Annotated in this window: 16 protein-coding genes and 1 tRNA gene; 13 read left to right on the top strand and 4 right to left on the bottom strand. The window is 73.2% G+C overall.

What is annotated here, in order from left to right:
- The first annotated feature begins 60 nt into the window (after window positions 1–60).
- Window positions 61–1518, top strand: a complete 1458-nt coding sequence (locus ACFWVC_RS07920) for a hypothetical protein (RefSeq protein WP_384280218.1) — start codon at window positions 61–63, stop codon at window positions 1516–1518.
- Complete coding sequence (locus tag ACFWVC_RS07915; RefSeq protein WP_384280216.1) at window positions 1515–2750, top strand: hypothetical protein; 1236 nt, start codon at window positions 1515–1517, stop codon at window positions 2748–2750. The genes ACFWVC_RS07920 and ACFWVC_RS07915 overlap by 4 nt, the downstream gene beginning before the upstream one ends.
- Window positions 2751–2763: 13 nt before the next feature.
- On the opposite strand, the gene ACFWVC_RS07910 is transcribed toward ACFWVC_RS07915, so the two are convergent.
- Window positions 2764–3912: a serine/threonine-protein kinase gene (locus tag ACFWVC_RS07910; RefSeq protein ID WP_384280214.1), complete on the bottom strand. Its 1149-nt coding sequence runs from the start codon at window positions 3910–3912 to the stop codon at window positions 2764–2766.
- Window positions 3905–4483 carry a helix-turn-helix domain-containing protein gene (locus tag ACFWVC_RS07905; protein ID WP_384280212.1) on the bottom strand — a complete coding sequence of 193 codons (579 nt, stop codon included), beginning with the start codon at window positions 4481–4483 and terminating at the stop codon, window positions 3905–3907. The genes ACFWVC_RS07910 and ACFWVC_RS07905 overlap by 8 nt, the downstream gene beginning before the upstream one ends.
- Window positions 4484–4592: 109 nt before the next feature.
- On the opposite strand from ACFWVC_RS07905, the gene ACFWVC_RS07900 reads away from it, so the two are divergent.
- From ACFWVC_RS07900 to ACFWVC_RS07885, 4 genes are all read left to right on the top strand, one after another.
- Window positions 4593–4665: transfer RNA gene (locus ACFWVC_RS07900), tRNA-Ala, on the top strand.
- Between the two features lie 112 nt (window positions 4666–4777).
- On the top strand, window positions 4778–5152 hold the full coding sequence (locus tag ACFWVC_RS07895; RefSeq protein ID WP_384280210.1) for a VOC family protein: 375 nt from the start codon (window positions 4778–4780) through the stop codon (window positions 5150–5152).
- A 35-nt stretch (window positions 5153–5187) separates the two neighbouring features.
- Window positions 5188–8490 (top strand): BTAD domain-containing putative transcriptional regulator, encoded by a 3303-nt coding sequence (locus tag ACFWVC_RS07890; RefSeq protein ID WP_384280208.1) that lies wholly within the window; start codon window positions 5188–5190, stop codon window positions 8488–8490.
- 56 nt (window positions 8491–8546) lie between these two features.
- On the top strand, window positions 8547–10139 hold the full coding sequence (locus ACFWVC_RS07885; protein ID WP_384280206.1) for an MFS transporter: 1593 nt from the start codon (window positions 8547–8549) through the stop codon (window positions 10137–10139).
- Window positions 10140–10284: 145 nt separating this feature from the next.
- On the opposite strand, the gene ACFWVC_RS07880 is transcribed toward ACFWVC_RS07885, so the two are convergent.
- Window positions 10285–11052, bottom strand: a complete 768-nt coding sequence (locus ACFWVC_RS07880) for a DUF5324 family protein (protein WP_384280204.1) — start codon at window positions 11050–11052, stop codon at window positions 10285–10287.
- 215 nt (window positions 11053–11267) lie between these two features.
- On the opposite strand from ACFWVC_RS07880, the gene ACFWVC_RS07875 reads away from it, so the two are divergent.
- Entirely contained in the window at window positions 11268–11795 is a 528-nt protein-coding gene (locus ACFWVC_RS07875; protein WP_384280203.1) for a peptidylprolyl isomerase, read from the top strand.
- Between the two features lie 73 nt (window positions 11796–11868).
- Window positions 11869–12726 carry a rhomboid family intramembrane serine protease gene (locus ACFWVC_RS07870; protein WP_384280201.1) on the top strand — a complete coding sequence of 286 codons (858 nt, stop codon included), beginning with the start codon at window positions 11869–11871 and terminating at the stop codon, window positions 12724–12726.
- A gap of 241 nt (window positions 12727–12967) precedes the next feature.
- On the opposite strand, the gene crgA is transcribed toward ACFWVC_RS07870, so the two are convergent.
- Window positions 12968–13222: a cell division protein CrgA gene (crgA, locus tag ACFWVC_RS07865; protein ID WP_384280199.1), complete on the bottom strand. Its 255-nt coding sequence runs from the start codon at window positions 13220–13222 to the stop codon at window positions 12968–12970.
- A 187-nt stretch (window positions 13223–13409) separates the two neighbouring features.
- On the opposite strand from crgA, the gene ACFWVC_RS07860 reads away from it, so the two are divergent.
- From ACFWVC_RS07860 to ACFWVC_RS07840, 5 genes are read left to right on the top strand one after another with little or no spacing between them, the layout of a single operon-like run.
- Window positions 13410–14126 carry a DUF881 domain-containing protein gene (locus ACFWVC_RS07860; RefSeq protein ID WP_384280197.1) on the top strand — a complete coding sequence of 239 codons (717 nt, stop codon included), beginning with the start codon at window positions 13410–13412 and terminating at the stop codon, window positions 14124–14126.
- Window positions 14126–14836 (top strand): class E sortase, encoded by a 711-nt coding sequence (locus tag ACFWVC_RS07855; RefSeq protein ID WP_384280453.1) that lies wholly within the window; start codon window positions 14126–14128, stop codon window positions 14834–14836. The genes ACFWVC_RS07860 and ACFWVC_RS07855 overlap by 1 nt, the downstream gene beginning before the upstream one ends.
- Before the next feature lie 41 nt (window positions 14837–14877).
- Window positions 14878–15054: a hypothetical protein gene (locus tag ACFWVC_RS07850; protein ID WP_384280196.1), complete on the top strand. Its 177-nt coding sequence runs from the start codon at window positions 14878–14880 to the stop codon at window positions 15052–15054.
- Window positions 15051–15686 carry an aminodeoxychorismate/anthranilate synthase component II gene (locus tag ACFWVC_RS07845; protein ID WP_384280194.1) on the top strand — a complete coding sequence of 212 codons (636 nt, stop codon included), beginning with the start codon at window positions 15051–15053 and terminating at the stop codon, window positions 15684–15686. Before ACFWVC_RS07850 ends, ACFWVC_RS07845 begins: the two co-directional genes overlap by 4 nt.
- Before the next feature lie 4 nt (window positions 15687–15690).
- A complete protein-coding gene (locus ACFWVC_RS07840) occupies window positions 15691–17145 on the top strand; it encodes a class E sortase (RefSeq protein WP_384280192.1) in 1455 nt (484 codons plus the stop codon).
- Window positions 17146–17154: the final 9 nt, after the last annotated feature.

Genomic DNA, 17154 nt, shown 5'->3' with positions numbered 1-17154 from the left:
ATTTGCTCTCGCAAATCAATAGCGTCGCCGCAGCCGACGATGTGCGAGGGGGAAGGGCACATGCGACGAGGAACGGCGCCGCTGGTGTGCGCGGTGGGCGTGGCGCTGCTCGCGGCCGGGGCGGCTCCGTTGGCGGTCGTGGGCGCGCTTTTGGAGGGCGCTCCGACCGGCTTACGGGTGCCCGGCTGTGACGACAGGCGCTTGTGGCAGCCCGTGCGTCCCAAGGGACACACCTGCGGCGCCCACGCGCCCGACGCGGCAGCCCACGTAGGGCAGTTGACCCGGGCCTCGATGCTCACCGCGGACGCGTACCGGCTGCGGGGCCGGCGGATCGGGGGCGGCAGCAGCATGAAGGACGCCCCGGGCCTGACGCCAGGTCAGTACACCGACGCCATCGGGCCCGACGAGACCCGCTGGTACGCGGTGACCCTGGACGCCGCGGCCACGGCCGACCTGGCGGTCACCGCGGTGCCGCGCACGGGCGTCAAGGTCGCTTACGGGGACGGGATCGAGCTGCGGCTCGGCGCCCCGGGCCCGTACTCCGCGGCCTGCGGCACGGATTCGGTGCACTTCGGGCAGGACGAGGGCGCCATGGTGCTCAGCGGCGCCGTCAGCCGCGTCCCGTCCGCCGACGGGCACGGCACCTGCGACAAAGCCGGGCGCTACCTGCTGTCCGTGCACCGCACCAGCGCCGCCGGTTCGGACCGGGCGCGCTGGCCGGTCGAACTGCGCTACGGCACCGAGGTGCCACTTGCCGCCGGTACCACCCCGGCGCCCGCCGCGACGCGGTTCGGGGAAGCGGCCGGGGTGGTGGCCGGGACGCCCCGGGACGTCGAGGGCGGCACGGGCTTCAACGACGCGCTCCGGCTGGGCGAGGGCGTGTGGCGCGACGCGCTGCTGCCCGGGCAGACCCGCTTCTACAAGGTGCGGGTGGGCTGGGGACAACGGCTGGTGTATGTCGCGGAGTTCGCCAATGAGCCGGTGCGGGACGCGAACGCGAACGGGGACGCGGACCGGCCCACGGCGCCGTCCTTCGTGGCGACGGCGGCGTACGGGCCGGACCGGCAGCCCGTGGAGGACGCCTCGGGTTCCTCGCAGCGGCGCGGCTATTCCGGGCACCCCGTGTCGGTGGGGCTCGGTACGGTGCCGGTGACGTGGAGCAATCGCTGGGTCGCCACGGGCGCGGCCCCGGGCGCCCGCACGAGCGGGGACTACTACGTCGCCGTCTCGCTCGGGCCGGGCGCGGCGCGGAACGCGGCGGTGGGTGTCGTCCTGCGCATGGACGTGACGGGGACGGAGCTGGCCGGTCCGCAGTACAAGGCGGCCGCGCGGGGCGGCGGTTCGCCTTCCGAGGCGGCCGGTACGGGCGTCGCGGCGGCTGTGGCCGGGGGCGGCAAGGACGGGGGAGGATTCATGACCGCGAGGGATGTGGTCGCGGCAGGCGCGGGCGGCGCTGTGGCGCTCACGGGGGTCGCCGCGGCGGCCGCGCTGGGCCGACGACGGAGGGACGGGGCGTGATCCGCAAGGCGCTGGTGGCCGTGGTGGCCGCGCTCGTGCTGCCGGCCGGGCCCGCCGGACCGGCGGGGGCAGCCTTCGCCGCCTCTCCCGCGCCGGTCTGGCAGCCGCGGGGCGAGACGGTGCGGGGCGAACCGAGCACGGCCGACGCCCCCCAGCTCACGGCCGGTGTGCTGTACCAGGACACCCTGCCCCCGGGCGAGGGTGCGCGGCACTACGCCGTCCAGCTCGACGCGAAGAGCTCGGCCTACCTCGCCGTCTTCGCGCTCCCCGAGCCGGGCGCAGAGGTGGCGTTCGGCGACGGCATCGACCTGAGCCTGGAGAGCACCGATGGCACCCGCTGTGACAGCGACTACCGCGCTTTCTCCGGCGACGGCGCCGCCCGGCCGCTCGGCACATGGGTCAAGCGCACGATCGGCGCGGACGAGCAGTGCCAGGAGGCGCACGCCTACGTCCTGTCCGTGACCCGCAAGTCCGCGGGCACCTCCGACCCCGCGCCGTGGCCGCTGCAGATACGCCTCACGACCGAGCCGGGGCTCGTCGCCGGCGCCACGCCGGGGCCCGCCGCGAGCGCCGGTACGCGGACTCCCGTGCCCGCGTCCGGCACCGCGCGCGGGACGGTGGGCGGCACGGACTTCGCCGGGGCGGCGAAGCTCGGTCCGGGCGTGTGGAAGGATCAGGTGCCGCCGGGGCAGACCCGTTTCTACGAAGTGCCCGTGGAGTGGGGGCGGCAGGCGTGGGTCGACGCCGAGTTCGCCAACGCGCAGGTGACGAACGCCGGCGGCTTCGCGGGTTCGGGCGTGCGCGTGGAGGTCTACAACCCGCGCTGGGGATTCGTCGGCGGCGCGACCGGCGCGTACTCCGGGAAGCAGACCTCCGTCACGGCGACCACCGGCAAGGTCGCCTACGCCAACCGCTGGGAGTCCGACGACAGGGTCTCCGCGGCACGCTTCGCCGGCCCGTACTACGTGGCGGTCACCGTCCACCGGGACGTCGCGGACTTTGTGCGCGGCGCGGTCCCGGTCACGCTGCGGGTCGGCCTGGAGGGCCAGGCGCAGTCCGCACCGCGGTACGACGGCGACCCGACCGCGGATCTCGGACTGCCCGGGGAGAACGGCCCCGGGGGCGAATCCGCCCTGCGGACGGCCGGTTTCGCCTCGCTGGGCGCGGGGACCACGCTCCTGCTCTGGCTGGCGGTGTGGGTGGTGTCCGCCCGGCGGCGCGCCGGCGGGTGATCCGGCGCGGCCTTCAGGAGGTCGCCGACAGCGCCCAGATGCCGAAGGCGAAGCACAGCGCGGTGACCAGCAGCACGGGTACGACGACCCTGGCGGTGGGGCCGCGACGGGGGGTGGCAACGGGCGGTGTGCCCTCCCCGGCGGCGGTCGCCGGGTACGGGCGCGTGGGCGCGGGGGTGGCGGGGGGCTGTGTCGGCGGCGTCGGCGGCATCGGCGCGGGCAGTGACAGCGGCAGCGGCGGCGGCAGCCGGAAGCTGCCGGTGTCCTCCGTGGTCCGCGCCGGGCGCACCGGTCCGTCCGGGGAGAAGCCCTCGGGCAGCGGGCCGATCTGGTCGAAGACCTCCACCGGTTCCTCGCCGGGATCCGCCCCGGGCAGCAGTTCCACCGCCGCGGCCAGCGCCTTGCGGGCGCCGGCCGCCGTGCGGAAACGGGCCTCGGGGTCGGGTTGCAGCAGCGTCCCGACGACCTCCCACAACGGCTCCGGGACACCGAGCGGCGCACGCGGCATCCCCCGCGCGTACTGGGTGACGATGGCCTCGGCGTCCGGCTTGCCGCCGCTCAGCAGGTAGAGCGCGACCAGCCCGGCGGCGTACAGGTCGGCGGGGAAGTCCGGGTCGGCGCCCATCATCTGCTCGGGCGCGAAATAACCGGGCGTGCCGACCACGTAGTCGGCGGCGGTGAGGCGGGGTTCGCCCTTGCGCATCGCGATGCCGAAGTCCGACACCCGCAGGTGCGGGCGGCCGGTGCCGGTCGCCTCCATCAGGAGGTTCGCCGGTTTGATGTCGCGGTGCACCACGCCCTCGGCGTGCACCGCGGTCAGCCCGGACAGCAACTGGTCCAGCAGACCGCACACGTAGCGCGGGGGCAGCGGGCCGTAGTCGCCTATGAGGTGCGCCAGAGAACCGCCGCGCACCAGGTCCATGGTGAACAGCACCTTGTCGTCGTCGGCGGCCCAGCTCGCGGGGGCGAGGACGTGCGGGTGGTCGATGCGCAGGGCCTGCTCGCGGACGAAGCGCAGCAGCGCGTGGGCGTCCCTCTGCTGCAGCACCTTGGCCGCCACATAGCGGCCGCGCCGCCGGTCCCAGGCCCGCCACACCGTGCCCGCACCGCCACGCCCGACCGGGTCGACCAGCTCGTACCGGCCCGCGAAGACCTCACCCATGCCCTGTGTCCGCCCCCTGTCCCCGCTGCTGGTGCGCCTCGTAGTGCCGAACCGCGTCCTCGGCGGGCCCGGCGCCGTACACACGGAGGAACTCTGCCAGTTGGGGGTGGGCAGGGGCGAGGGAGTCGGCGGCTTGGGCGATCTCGGCGGGCGGCGCCGTCGCGCGCAGCAGCGTGCGCAGTTCGTGGACGACGCGGCGCGCGGGCGGCAGCTGCCGCGCGGCGGACGAACTCTGCGTCGTACTCAGCACCGAGGAGCCCTCGGACTGCCGGATCTCCTCCATCCGGCCGGCCGCTTCCGCGGCGGTGACGATCCCGTCGGCGGCCTCGGCGCCGAGTTCCCGCAGTGCCTGGAGCCGTTGCACGACCGACGGATTGCCGATCTTGGCCCGCTGCCCGCTCATCAGCTGCGACAGCATCGGCGCCGACAGGCCCAGGATCCCTGCCAGCCGGGCCTGGTTGAGCCCCAGATCGGCCATCAGCCGCCGGAAGAGCGCGCCGAGCGGTTCGCCGTACCAGGTGCGCTGCATCTCCCGGGCGCGTGCGGTGGCATCCTGCTGAGAGGTGTCCATGCGGGCTCCTGACGGGGGACCTTTGCGGCCGCGAACTTGCCCGTCATCCTACGGACACCGATACTCGGTCGGTGATCGTCGCGGCAGCCGGTAGGCTGGTCTGCGGCACGGGGCCTTAGCTCAGTTGGTAGAGCGCCGTCTTTGCATGGCGGATGTCAGGGGTTCGACTCCCCTAGGCTCCACGGACCCTGACCGGGCCGGAACCTCACCGAGGTCCCGGCCCGTCGTCTTTCCGCCCCGCCCCGGAGGGCGGCCGGCCCGGTGCTTCGGCATGCTGGAGCCATGTCTGGAGCCATGTTCGGAAAAACGAAGGCGTTCAGCGGCTTCGCCGTGGACGACCTCCGGAAGGCCAGGGAGTTCTACGGGGACACGCTGGGGCTGGACGTCTCCGAGGAGCACGGGCTGCTGACCCTGCGGATCGAGGGCGGCACCCGGGTGCTGGTGTACCCGAAGCCGGGCCACACGCCGGCGTCGTTCACCGTCCTGAACTTCCCCGTCGACGACATCGACCGGGCGGTGGACGAGCTGATCCGGCGCGGTGTGACCTTCGAGCGCTACCCCGGCTTCGAGCACGACGAGAAGGGAGTCGCCCGCGCTACCGGCGGCCCGGCGATCGCCTGGTTCACCGATCCGGCCGGGAACATCCTGGCCGTCCTTCAGGACGGTTAGCCCGTCCGGGCGGTCGTTGCGGCACAATCGGCGGCGTGCGGTTCGGCATTCTGGGGGAGACGCGGGCCCTGCGGCCCGACGGGGAGACCGCTTCGGCGGGCGGCCCCGGCCGCCGCGCGCTGCTCGCGATGCTGCTGCTGGAAGCCGGGCGGATCGTCAGCACCGAGCGCCTGATCGACGGTCTGTACGGTGCGGAGCCGCCGGCCGGCGTGGGCAACGCGCTCCAGTCGCAGGTCTCCCGGCTGCGCTCCGCGATGGGGGCGCCCGTCGAGAGCCACCCTGGTGGATACCGGCTCGCCGTGTCACGGGACGAGGTCGACGTCCACCGCTTCGAGCGGCTCGCCGCCGAGGGCCGGGAGGCACTGGCCGCCGGTGAGACCCCTCGGGCGGCCGGGCTGCTCCGTGAGGCGCTCGGGCTGTGGCGGGGGTCCGCGCTGTCGGACGTGGGCGATGCGCCCTTCGCCGGGCCGCAGATCACGCGTCTGGAAGAGCTGCGCGTCGCGGCACTGGAGGACCGGATCGCCGCGGACCTCACGCTCGACGCCCACCGGCACGGCGAACTGGCGGCGGAGCTGCGCGAGCTGGTGGCCGCCTATCCGCTCCGCGAGCGGCTGCGGGCCCAGCTGATGCGGGCGCTGCACAGCACCGGGCGCCAGTCCGAGGCATTGGCGGTCTACGAGGACGCGCGCCGCGAGCTCGCCGACTCCTTGGGGGCCGACCCTGGACCGGAGCTCGCGGAGACGCATCTGGCGGTGCTGCGCGGCGATCCGGGCCCGGTGGTCCGCGCGCTGCCCGTTTCCCGCGCTTCGGGTGTTTCACGTGAAACACCGGCCGTCTTGCGCGTCGCGCCACCGCTGCCGGCCCAGCTCACCAGCTTCATCGGCCGTGAGGAGGAGCTGCTGCGGATCGGGTCGCTGCTGGCCGGCGCGCGGCTGGTCACGCTGGTCGGCCCGGGCGGCGCGGGCAAGACCCGGCTCGCCGTCGAGGCCGCGGGCCGGCACACCGGGGAGGCGTGCTTCGTCGACCTGTCCGGACTGACCCACGGCTCCGCCGTGCCGCAGGCCGTCGCCGGGGCCCTGGGGTTGCGCGAGGCGGGACCGCTGTCCCCCGGCGGGCGGGAAGCGGGGGCGGCGCCCGATCCCCTCGCGCGGCTCACGGCCGCGCTCACCGATCGCGACCTGCTGCTGGTGCTGGACAACTGCGAGCACCTGATCGACGACGTGGCGCGCCTCGCCCACGGGCTGTTGTCCGCCTGCGCCGGCCTGCGCGTCCTGGCGACGAGCCGGGAGGCGCTGGGGATCACCGGGGAGGCGCTGTCCCCGCTCGCGCCGCTCCCGCTGCCCGAGGAGGGGGCGGACGACGCCGCCGTACTCGCCTCCCCCGCGGTCCGGCTGCTCGCCGATCGTGCCGCGGCGGCCGGAGCCGGCGAGAGCCTGCCGGACCCCGGTGCCGCCGCCCGTATCTGCCGGGCCCTGGACGGCATGCCGCTCGCCATCGAGCTGGCCGCCGCCCGTCTGCGCTCGCTGTCCGCGGCCGAGATCGCCGACCGGCTCGACGCCCTCCCGGGGGCCGCCGGCTCCGGTGACCGCTTCCGGCTGCTGTCCCGCGGCAGCCGGACCGCGCAGCCGCGCCAGCGCACCCTGCGCGGGGTCGTGGACTGGAGCTGGGAGCTGCTGTCCGAGGAGGAGCGGACCGTCCTGCGCCGGGCGTCCGTCTTCGCCGGCGGCTGGACCCTCGCCGCCGCCGAGGCGGTCTGCGCAGGACCGGCGGACCGGGTGCCGGGCGTCCCGGTGATCGACGCCGACGACGTGCTGGACCTGCTCGCCTCGCTCGCCGACAAGTCGCTCGTCGTCTTCCGGCGGCCCGAGGATGGCGCCGCTGACGGGACGCGCTACCGGCTGCTGCAGACCATCCGCGCCTACGCCGCCGACCGCGCGGCGGAGGCCGGGGAGACCGAGGGGCTGCGCCGCGCGCACGCCGCGTACTTCCTCGACCTGGCGCTGACCGCGGACCCGCATCTGCGACGCGCCGAACAGCTGGAATGGCTGCGTCTCCTGGCCGCCGACCACGACAACCTGCACTCCGCCCTGCGCGGCGCCGTCGCCGCGGGGGACACCGCCGCCGCCCTGCGGCTGCTCGCCTCCCTGTGCACGTACTGGATGCTCCGCGGCATGCGCTACGAGGGCGCGCAACCCGCCGTCGAACTGCTCCGGGCGACCGGGACGGGCCCGCCGGGGGGGTTGGACGAGGAGTACGCGCTCTGCGTGATGACGGCCGCGGCCGGCACCGCGGATCAGGGTGAACTGGCCGCGCACTTCGCCTCCGTGGGAGAGGTCGTGCGCCGGCTCGGTGGTCTGCCCCGCCGGTTCCCTGTGCTCAACCTGCTGTGGGCGCCCTTTTCCGGCGTCCCCGACACCGAGACGTACGCGGAGTACCAGCGGGAGCTGGCGGGGATGGGCGAGGAGCCCTGGCAGACCGCGCTGATGCACATCGGCTCGGGATTCCAGCTGTGGATGGTGGAGAGCGACATCGACGGCGGAGAGGCGGAGTTCGTCGCCGCGCTCTCGGCCTTCCGGGCGCTCGGTGACCGGTGGGGCACCACCATGGCCCTCACCCAGCTGGCCTGGCTCTCCGGGGCCCGCGGCGATCTGCGGCGCGCCATGGGTCTCGTCGACGAGGCACTGACCGTCGCGCGGGAGATCGGTGCCACGGAGAACGTCGCCGAACTGCTCGGCGAACGTGGCAAGAGCGCCGTCCGCGCGGGCCGTGCCGGCCCGGCCCGGGCGGACTTCACCGCGTGCCTGGAGCTCGCCCGCAGGACCGGAGCCCGCGAACTGCTCGCCGGCGCCCACCTCGGCCTCGGCGAGTGCGCGCGCCTGGAAGGCGACCTCGCCGAGGCGCGCCGGCTGTGCGAACTCGCCCTGTCCGAGTGCCTGACCGGCTGGTACACCGGCGAGGGCGCACGCACCGAGACGCTCATCGCGCTGGGCCGGATCGCCTTGGCGGAAGGCCGTCCCCAACAGGCCCGCACCCGGTTCCTGGAGGCCGCCGACCCCGGGCACGGCGCCCGGAACCTGCCGCTGGCGGCAGCCCTCGCCGAGGCCCAGGCCGATCTCGCGCTCGCCGACGGCGACCCCGCCGCGGCCGCCGAGCGCCTCGGCGTGGCCCGCGCCCTGCGCGGCCCCTCGCTGCCCGCGCTCCCCGAGACCGACCGTACGGACGCCGCCGTACGGGCCGCCCTGGGTTCCACCGGGTACGAGGCGGCGTACGCGCGCGGCGCGCGGCTCCCCGTGGACCGGGCCCTGCGGGCGCTGACCGGGCCGGTCGCCGGCGCGTAGCCGCCGGTCAGCGTGCGGTGCGCGGCCGGTCAGCCCTCCCGGCCACCGTTGCGCCCATGACGACGACACGCACCACCCCGACCCCGCGGGCCCCCGGCCCCGCCCGCCACCGGTGGGCCGCGCTGGCCGTCTGCTGCCTGGCCGCCATGCTCCTCGGCATAGACAACAGCGTCCTCAACTACGCGATCCCGTCCCTGCTCAGGGACATGCACCCGAGCGGCACCCAGATCCTGTGGATCTCCGACGTCTACGGCTTCGCCATGGGCGGCCTGCTGGTGGTCATGGGCAATCTCGGCGACCGCCTCGGCCGCAAGCGGCTGATGCTGCTCGGTGCCGCCGCCTTCGGCGTCGCCTCGCTCCTCACCGCGTACGCGCCCGGCCCCGGGCCGCTCATCGCCGGGCGCGCCCTGCTGGGTGTGGCCGGGGCGATGATGGTGCCCTCGACGCTCTCCCTGCTGCGCCACGCCTTCACCGACCCCAAGGAGCGCACCACCGCGATCGGCATCAGCAGCGGTATCGCCGCGGCGAGCTTCGCGCTAGGCCCGGTCGTCGGCGGGCTGCTGCTGGACCACTTCTGGTGGGGCTCGGTCTTCCTGGTCAACGTTCCGCTGATGGCCGTCGTCCTGGTGGCCGGGGTGATGGTGCTGCCCGAGTCGCGCAACCCGCGCCCGGGACGGCTGGACTGGCCCGGTATCCCGCTGTCGGTCACCGGGGTGCTGGGGTCCATCTACGCGATCAAGGCCGGCTTCCGGGACGGCGCCGGCCACGCGCCGGTGTGGATCGCGGCGGCGGTGGGGGTCGTGGCCCTGGTGCTCTTCGTCCGCCGCCAGGTCCGCGTCGAGGAGCCGCTGATCGACCTGCGGCTGTTCCGCAATCCCGCCTTCAGCGGCGCGGTCGGCGCGAACCTGGTGATGATCTTCGCCTCGTCCACGCTGTCGCTGGCCTTCGCGATGTACTTCCAGACCGTCCGCGGCTGGTCGCCGTTCACCGCGGGCCTGGCGCTGCTTCCCGGCCCGCTCGCCGCCGCCTTCGCCGCGCCGCTCGCCACCGCGCTGATCCCGCGTCTCGGCCGGGCCAGGGTCGTCGCCCTGGGGCTCGCCCTGGTGGCCGCGAGCACCGCGGTCCTCGGGCAGCTGTCCGACCCCGGCACGCCCTACGGGGAGTTGCTGGCGCCGCTGGTCGCCAACGGCATGGGCATCATCCTGATCGTCTCGGTCACCAACGACACGATCCTGGCGAGCGCCCCCAAGGACCGCACCGGCGCGGCCGCGGCCGTCTCGGAGACGGCGATGGAGATGGGCGGGTCGCTGGGCATCGCCGTCCTCGGCTCCGTCCTCGGCACGGTCTACCGCGACGCCCTGGTCCTGCCCGCCGGGCTGCCCGGCAGCGCGGCGCGCGCCGCCCGTGAATCGGTCGGCGGGGCGGTCGAGGCCGGTGGCCTGATCCCGGGCGCGGCGGGGGACGCGCTGACGGACACCGCCAAGGACGCGTTCTGCCACAGCATCCAGGTCACGACGCTGGCCGGCGCGGTGCTCATCGCCTGCGGCGCGGTCGCGGCCCGCTGGGCCCTGCGCGCGGTGCCCGCGGAGATCCCCGACCCCGAGGCGGAGCCGGAGGCCGCGGACCTGCCCGTGCCCGCGGGGCGGTGAGCCCGCGGCCGGGGCCTGTACGCGCGCCGGAGGGCGGCGGACCGTGCGGTCCGCCGCCCTCCGGCGTCATCAGCGGTCACGCGGCGGTGGTGCCGGCACCGCACCACCGCCGCTGTCCAGGGGGCCTGGGGGCCCGAGGGCCGTCTCAGGGATAGGTCTCCCCGTTGCCGGGACGGTCCTTGGAGTCCGCCTCGGCCTGCTTGGCCTGCACCTCGGGGTCGAGGGCGTCGACCGGCGAGCCGTCGACCTTGCCGAAGGCGGCGTCGGAGCCGACCCCGCCGTTGAGCGAGGCGCGGTCGGCGACCTCGGTGGCCGGCGCGGGCTCCACCAGCCAGTCGGGATTGGTCTGCTTGCTCCACCACTTCCAGGCCGCGAATCCGCCGCCCGCGACCAGGCCCACCAGCAGGAATCCCCTGGCGAAGCGCCCGGTACGGGCACGCCGCACCCGGCGGCGCTCCAGCTTGCGGATGTCGGCGGCCGTCACATGGCTGCGCAGCACGGCGACCGCCGCGGCCGCCCGGACCGCCGCCTCCTCCGCGGCCGGCTGGGCGATCGAACGGACGGTGCTGACCGCCTGCTCCATACGCGGGGCCGTGTAGTCGGCCGCCTGGCGTGCCGTCCTGCGGGTGCGCAGGGCGGCGGTGCCGACGGCCTGCTGTACTCCCGGTGGCACCGCTGCCAGGGCCTGGTCGACACGCGACGCCAGGTGGGCGTCGTACTGCAGTCGAGCCGCGTCGCGGGCCTGCTGGGCGGCCGACGACACCCTGGGTGCCAGATACAGCCGCGCCTCGTCCGCGTAGTGCGCGGCGCTGTCCTTCGCTGTGTCGGCGTACGGCGCCACCACGTCCGCGGCGTGTCGCACGCTGTCCTTCGTCCTTCCGGCTGCGTCGCGCACGCTGTCGATGCGGGTCACGAGAACCTCCTCCTCGGTGGCGTTACGTTTTCGCCTTTCCACCCGGTTTGAAATCATGCCCGCGAGGACGGGGAACGGCATGTGCGTGCGGGCATCCGGGTCAAGGCGGCGTCCGCCCGGGGTACCGCCGCGGGGCCGGTTCGCGACGTGGCGCGGGAGAAGCCCCGACGTGCGAGGATTTGTCCCTGTCGTCAAGGACTGATGGAAGGTAGACCGTGGCCGAGCAGCTCCACGCCACCCTGAGGACCAACCACGGGGACATCACCATCCGGCTCCTGCCGGACCACGCGCCGAAGACCGTCAAGAACTTCGTCGAGCTCGCCGAGGGCACCCGCGAATGGACCGACCCGCGGACCGGCCGGCCCTCCAAGGAGCACCTTTACGACGGCACGGTCTTCCACCGCGTCATCTCCGGTTTCATGATCCAGGGCGGCGACCCGCTGGGCAACGGCACCGGCGACCCGGGCTACCAGTTCGGCGACGAGTTCCACCCGGAGCTGGCCTTCACCAAGCCGTACCTGCTGGCCATGGCGAACGCCGGGCCGGCCACCAACGGCTCGCAGTTCTTCATCACGGTGTCCCCCACGACCTGGCTGACCCACAAGCACACCATTTTCGGCGAGGTCGTCGACCCGGCCAGCCAGAAGGTCGTGGACGCCATCGCCACCACCCCGACCAACCCGCGCACCGACCGCCCGGTGGAGGACGTCGTCATCGAGAGCGTGGTCATCGAGCGCCGGTAGGGCGTCCCGGGAACTCAACGGCACCGCCCGTCCGTCTGAGGAGCGGGGCGATTCCGCGGTGAAGGGCTGAGAGATGACCGATCAGACGGTCCGCTGCTACCGGCATCCGGACCGGGAGACCGGCATCCGGTGCTCGCGCTGCGAGCGGCCGATCTGTCCCGAGTGCATGGTCAACGCCTCGGTCGGCTTCCACTGTCCCGAGTGCGTGCGCGACGCGCGCCGGGATGCGCAGGCCACCGGGCCGCGCACGGTGGCGGGCGGCAGCGTGGCGGGCGACCCACGTCTGGTGACCAAGATCCTCATCGGGCTGAACCTGGTGGTCTTCTTGCTCGTGCTGGCGCTCGGCAAGGAGGTGGTGACCCCCGAGCTGGCGCTGGTCGGGGCGGCCTGCAACGATTCCGGCTGCTTCGGCGTCGCCCTGGGCGCGGACCAGTGGTACCGGCTGATCAGCTCGATGTTCCTGCACGAGGAGCCGTGGCACATCGGCTTCAACATGCTCTCGCTGTGGTGGATCGGCGCCCCGCTGGAAGGGCTGCTCGGCCGGGCCCGCTACATCGCGCTCTATCTGATCTCCGGGCTGGGCGGCGGTGCGCTGGTCCTGCTGCTGACGGCCCCCAACACCGCGACGCTCGGCGCTTCGGGTGCGATCTTCGGACTGTTCGGCGCGACGGCGGTCTTCATGCGGCGGCTGCGCTACGAGATGCGCCCGGTCCTGATCCTGCTCGGGCTGAACCTGGTCTTCACGTTCTTCTGGGCGGGCATCAGCTGGCAGGCCCACATCGGCGGCCTGGTCGCGGGTGCCCTCGCGGCCGTGGGGATGGCCTACGCGCCACGCGAGCACCGCACGCTCGTGCAGTGGGGGACGGCCGCCGGGGTGCTGGTCGCGGTGCTGGTCGTCGCCTGGGTGGGCGTCGCAAGAATCACCGGCTAGCCCGTAACCCGCTCTGTTGATCTGACGTTATCCACAGAGATGGACAGGCCCCCTGTGCATCCTGTGGGCAAGCCGTGCACGGACCCGCACACACCGTGTCTGACCTGCAAGATCAATGAAAGACCGGTGGCCCGTACATCGGACCACCGGTCACACCGGCGTCAACCCGGTAGTGGTTATCCACAGATCATGCGACCTTTTCAACACTGTGGATGACGGTTGTGGATAACTGTGCGATCGACTACTTCCACTGCGTGGAGACGACGAAGCCACCCGCGATGAAGCCGAAGCCCACGGCGATGTTCCAGTTGCCCAGCTGCTCCACGGGCCAGCTGCCCTGCGTCACATAGAAGATGACGATCCACGCCAGACCGACGAGGAAGAGCGCCAGCATCAGCGGCGCGACCCAGCCCCTGCCGCTGCTCAGCTTTATGGCGGCGGTCTTCGCCGGCGGCGGGGTGAAGTCTGCCTTCTTGCGGATCCGTGACTTCGGCACGAGGGACTCTCCTGTCGATGCGCTGCGTGACCGCGCGTGTGACGTGTGGTGTGATCTGGCGGGCGGCATGGGGAACCAGGCCACCGGGCGTCCGTTAGCGTAGTGCTTCCAAGGGTTGGAAGGAGATAAGGCTACGGTGAGCGCTCCGGTCCACGCCTCCCCTCCCCGCCGATCTGCCCGGTCTGTGGTGCTTCGCCTGCTCAGTGCCGCCGTTTTCGCCCTCGCCGGCCTGCTGTTCTGGGTGAGTTTCGACACTGCCAAGGGTGTGGACATCCGCACCGACGAGCCTTTGCTGCGGTTGTCGGACCGGGTGCAGGAGAAGAGCCGGCAGAACGAGCAGCTCGACAACGAGCTCTCCGGCGTGCGCAAGGACGTCGATTCGCTCGCCCACGCCGACAGCGGGGTCAGCGACGCCACCCGCGACATGCTGGACCGGCTGTCCGCCAAGGCGGGCACGAGCAAGCTGAGCGGCCCCGCCGTCTCCGTCACTCTGAACGACGCGCCGCCGAACGCCACGCCGCTCATCCCCGGCGTGCCGGACCCGCAGCCCAACGACCTGGTGATCCACCAGCAGGATCTGCAGGCCGTCGTCAACGCCCTGTGGGCGGGCGGCGCCTCGGGCATCAAGGTCATGGACCAGCGGCTGATCTCCACCAGTGCGGTCCGCTGCGTCGGCAACACCCTCATCCTGCAGGGGCGCGTCTACTCCCCGCCGTACAAGATCACGGCGGTGGGCGACCCCGGCAAGCTCCACAAGGCGATCGACCGGAGCCCCGCGATCCAGAACTACCTGCAGTACGTCAACGCCTACGGACTCGGATGGAAAGTCGAGGACGACAAGCGGGTGACGCTGCCCGGCTACTCCGGCACAGTGGATCTGCACTACGCCAAGCCTGTGGGGTGATCGCCGTGCGCCTGGTGGTGCGGACGCTGAGCGAGTTGTGCGTCACCGCGGGCGCGCTGATGGTGCTCTTCGTGGTGTACGTGCTCTTCTGGACCGGCTTACGGGCCGACAGCGCCATGGACGGCGAGATCCACCGGCTCCAGGACAGCTGGGCGACGCAACCGGCCGGCACGGCGCGGCCGTCCACCCCGCACAAGGTGCCGGATTCCGCGAAACCCGCCCCCAAGGCGACGCCGTATCCACAGGGCAAGGCATTCGCCGTCATGTACGTCCCCCGGCTCGGGCGCGCCTGGCACAAGCCGGTGCTGCAGGGCACGGAGACCGGAACGCTCAAGCGCGGCCTGGGCCACTACGCCGGCTCCGCCCGGCTCGGCGCGGTGGGCAACTTCGCCGTCGCCGGCCACCGGCGCACCTACGGGGACCCGTTCAAGGACTTCCCGCGGCTGCGCGAGGGCGACGAGGTCGTCCTCACCGACGGCCGCACCTGGTACACGTACGAGATCGACCGCGCACCCTACCGCACGGTGCCCACCGACGTCGCGGTCGTCGATCCCGTGCCGGAGAAGTCCGGCTACACCGTTCCCGGGCGCTATCTGACCCTGACCACCTGCGATCCCGAGTGGGGTCACAGCCACCGCCTCGTCACCTGGGGGCATCTGGAATCCACACAGCCGGTGGAGGACGGCATGCCGAAGGGCCTGTCGGGCTAATCTTGGCGTGGCACGGGGAGCAGGGAGCAGGAAGGCAGCGCATGTACGGCTTCATCTGGAGGCACCTGCCGGGCAACGTGTGGGTGAAGGCGGCGATCTCGCTCGTCCTCGTCCTCGCCGTTGTGTACCTCCTCTTCCAGTACGTCTTCCCGTGGGCGGAGCCGCTGCTCCCCTTCAACGACGTGACTGTCGACCAGGGGATGGCGGCCGTACGGTGAGAGCCCGCATCCTCGTCGTGGACAACTACGACAGCTTTGTCTTCAACCTGGTCCAGTACCTCTACCAGCTGGGCGCCGAGTGCGAGGTGCTCCGCAACGACCAGGTAGCCCTCGCCCATGCGCAGGACGGCTTCGACGGGGTCCTGCTCTCGCCGGGGCCCGGCACCCCCGAGGAGGCCGGGATCTGCGTCGACATGGTGCGGCACTGCGCGGCCACCGACGTCCCGGTCTTCGGTGTGTGCCTCGGCCTGCAGTCCATGGCGGTCGCCTACGGCGGGGTCGTGGACCGGGCGCCCGAGCTGCTGCACGGCAAGACCTCCCCGGTGTTCCACGAGGGTCGCGGGGTCTTCGCCGGGCTGCCGTCGCCCTTCACCGCCACCCGGTACCACTCCCTGGCGGTCGAACGTGACACCCTGCCGGAGGAGTTGGACGTCACCTCCTGGACGGAGAACGGCATCGTGATGGGCCTGCGGCACCGCACCGCCCGGGTGGAGGGCGTCCAGTTCCACCCGGAGTCGGTACTCACCGAATGGGGACACCGGATGCTCGCCAACTGGTTGGCCGAGTGCGGCGACCAGGACGCCGTCGAGCGCTCCGCGGGCCTCGCGCCTGTGGTCGGAACCAGGGCGTGATTGCGTGACCGCGCATCGGCACTTCGGTGACACCGCCGAATTCGCCGCCGCGGTGGAGCAGTTGGCCGACCCGCTCAACGACCCGCTGCCGAACACCTCACGGCGTGCCGAACGGCCCGAACAGACCGGGGAGCCCCCGGTCCAGGAGCAGGAGCAGCCCGCCCAGCAGCCGCGGGAGGCAGCGGAGGAGAGCCAGGCGCTCGGGCAGGTTCAGTACGCACCGCCGGCGCCGCGGCACGCCCAGCCGTCCGGGTACGAGCCGGCGGCCGAGACACAGGCCCGGACGCCGGTCCAGGCGCCCGTCTCCTCCGCCCCGTCCGCCCCGGTCTCCGCCCCGCCGTGGGAGGAGCAGGCACCCCCGGCCCCCGAGGGCGCCCGCGTCATACGCCGCCGGCCCACCGAGGAGGAGCGGGCCGCCGCCCGGCGCAGGGCGGCCGGCGCCCCCGGCGACACGATGGCGCTGCCCGTCGTGGACGACCCCGGCCCCGTCCCGCGCCGCCCTACAGGCCCCGGCACCGGTGACGGGCCGGAGGAGGTACCCGGGGCACCGCGCCCTGAGCGCGAGGACGACGGCATCCCCGCCGTCGGTGGTCGTGCCGCACGCCGCAAGGCCGCCCAGGAGGCCGCACGCCGCGGTGGCAGAGGGCGCAGGCGCTTCGGTGCCGATCCTGCCGCCCAGGACGCCACAGGGGCGCTCACGGCCCCGGACGCGTCCACTCCGGCGATCGCCCCGGCCCCCCGCTCCCGCCTGGAGGCGCGACGCGCGGCCCGTGCGGCCAAGGAGAGCCCCGGAGTCATCGCCAGCCGCGTCGCCGGCGAGGTGTTCATCACCTTCGGCGTGCTGATGCTGCTGTTCGTCACCTACCAGCTGTGGTGGACCAATGTCCTGGCCCACCAGCAGGCCGGCGGCGCCGCCAACAACCTCCAGAAGCAGTGGGAGGGCGACAAGGCGACGCCCCGCGACCCCGGCACGTTCTCGCCCGGCCAGGGCTTCGCGATCATGTACATCCCCAAGCTGGACGTGAAGGCCCCGATCGCCGAGGGCACCGACAAGCACAAGGTGCTCGACAAGGGCATGATCGGCCACTACGACGGTCAGTTGGAGACGGCGATGCCCTGGGACAAGACGGGCAACTTCGCGCTCGCCGCCCACCGCAACACCCATGGCGAACCGTTCCGCTACGTCAACAAGCTGGTGGACGGCGACAAGGTCGTCGTCGAGACGGAGACGACGTACTACACGTACGAGGTCACGAGCATGCTGGCCTCGACCCCGCCGTCCAACACCTCCGTGATCAAGCCGGTCCCCGATGGATCCGGCTTCACCAAGCCGGGCCGCTACATCACATTGACCACCTGCACACCGGAGTTCACGAGCAAGTACCGGCTGATCGTCTGGGGCAAGATGGTCGAGGAACGGCCGCGTGACAAGGGCAAGCCGGACGCGTTGGTCGAGTAGACCGGGTAC

The sequence above is a fragment of the Streptomyces sp. NPDC058691 genome, from assembly GCF_042714775.1.
Classification (GTDB): Bacteria; Actinomycetota; Actinomycetes; order Streptomycetales; family Streptomycetaceae; genus Actinacidiphila.
Note: the sequence above shows the minus strand (reverse complement) of the source record. Positions and strands in the feature narration are given on the sequence as shown.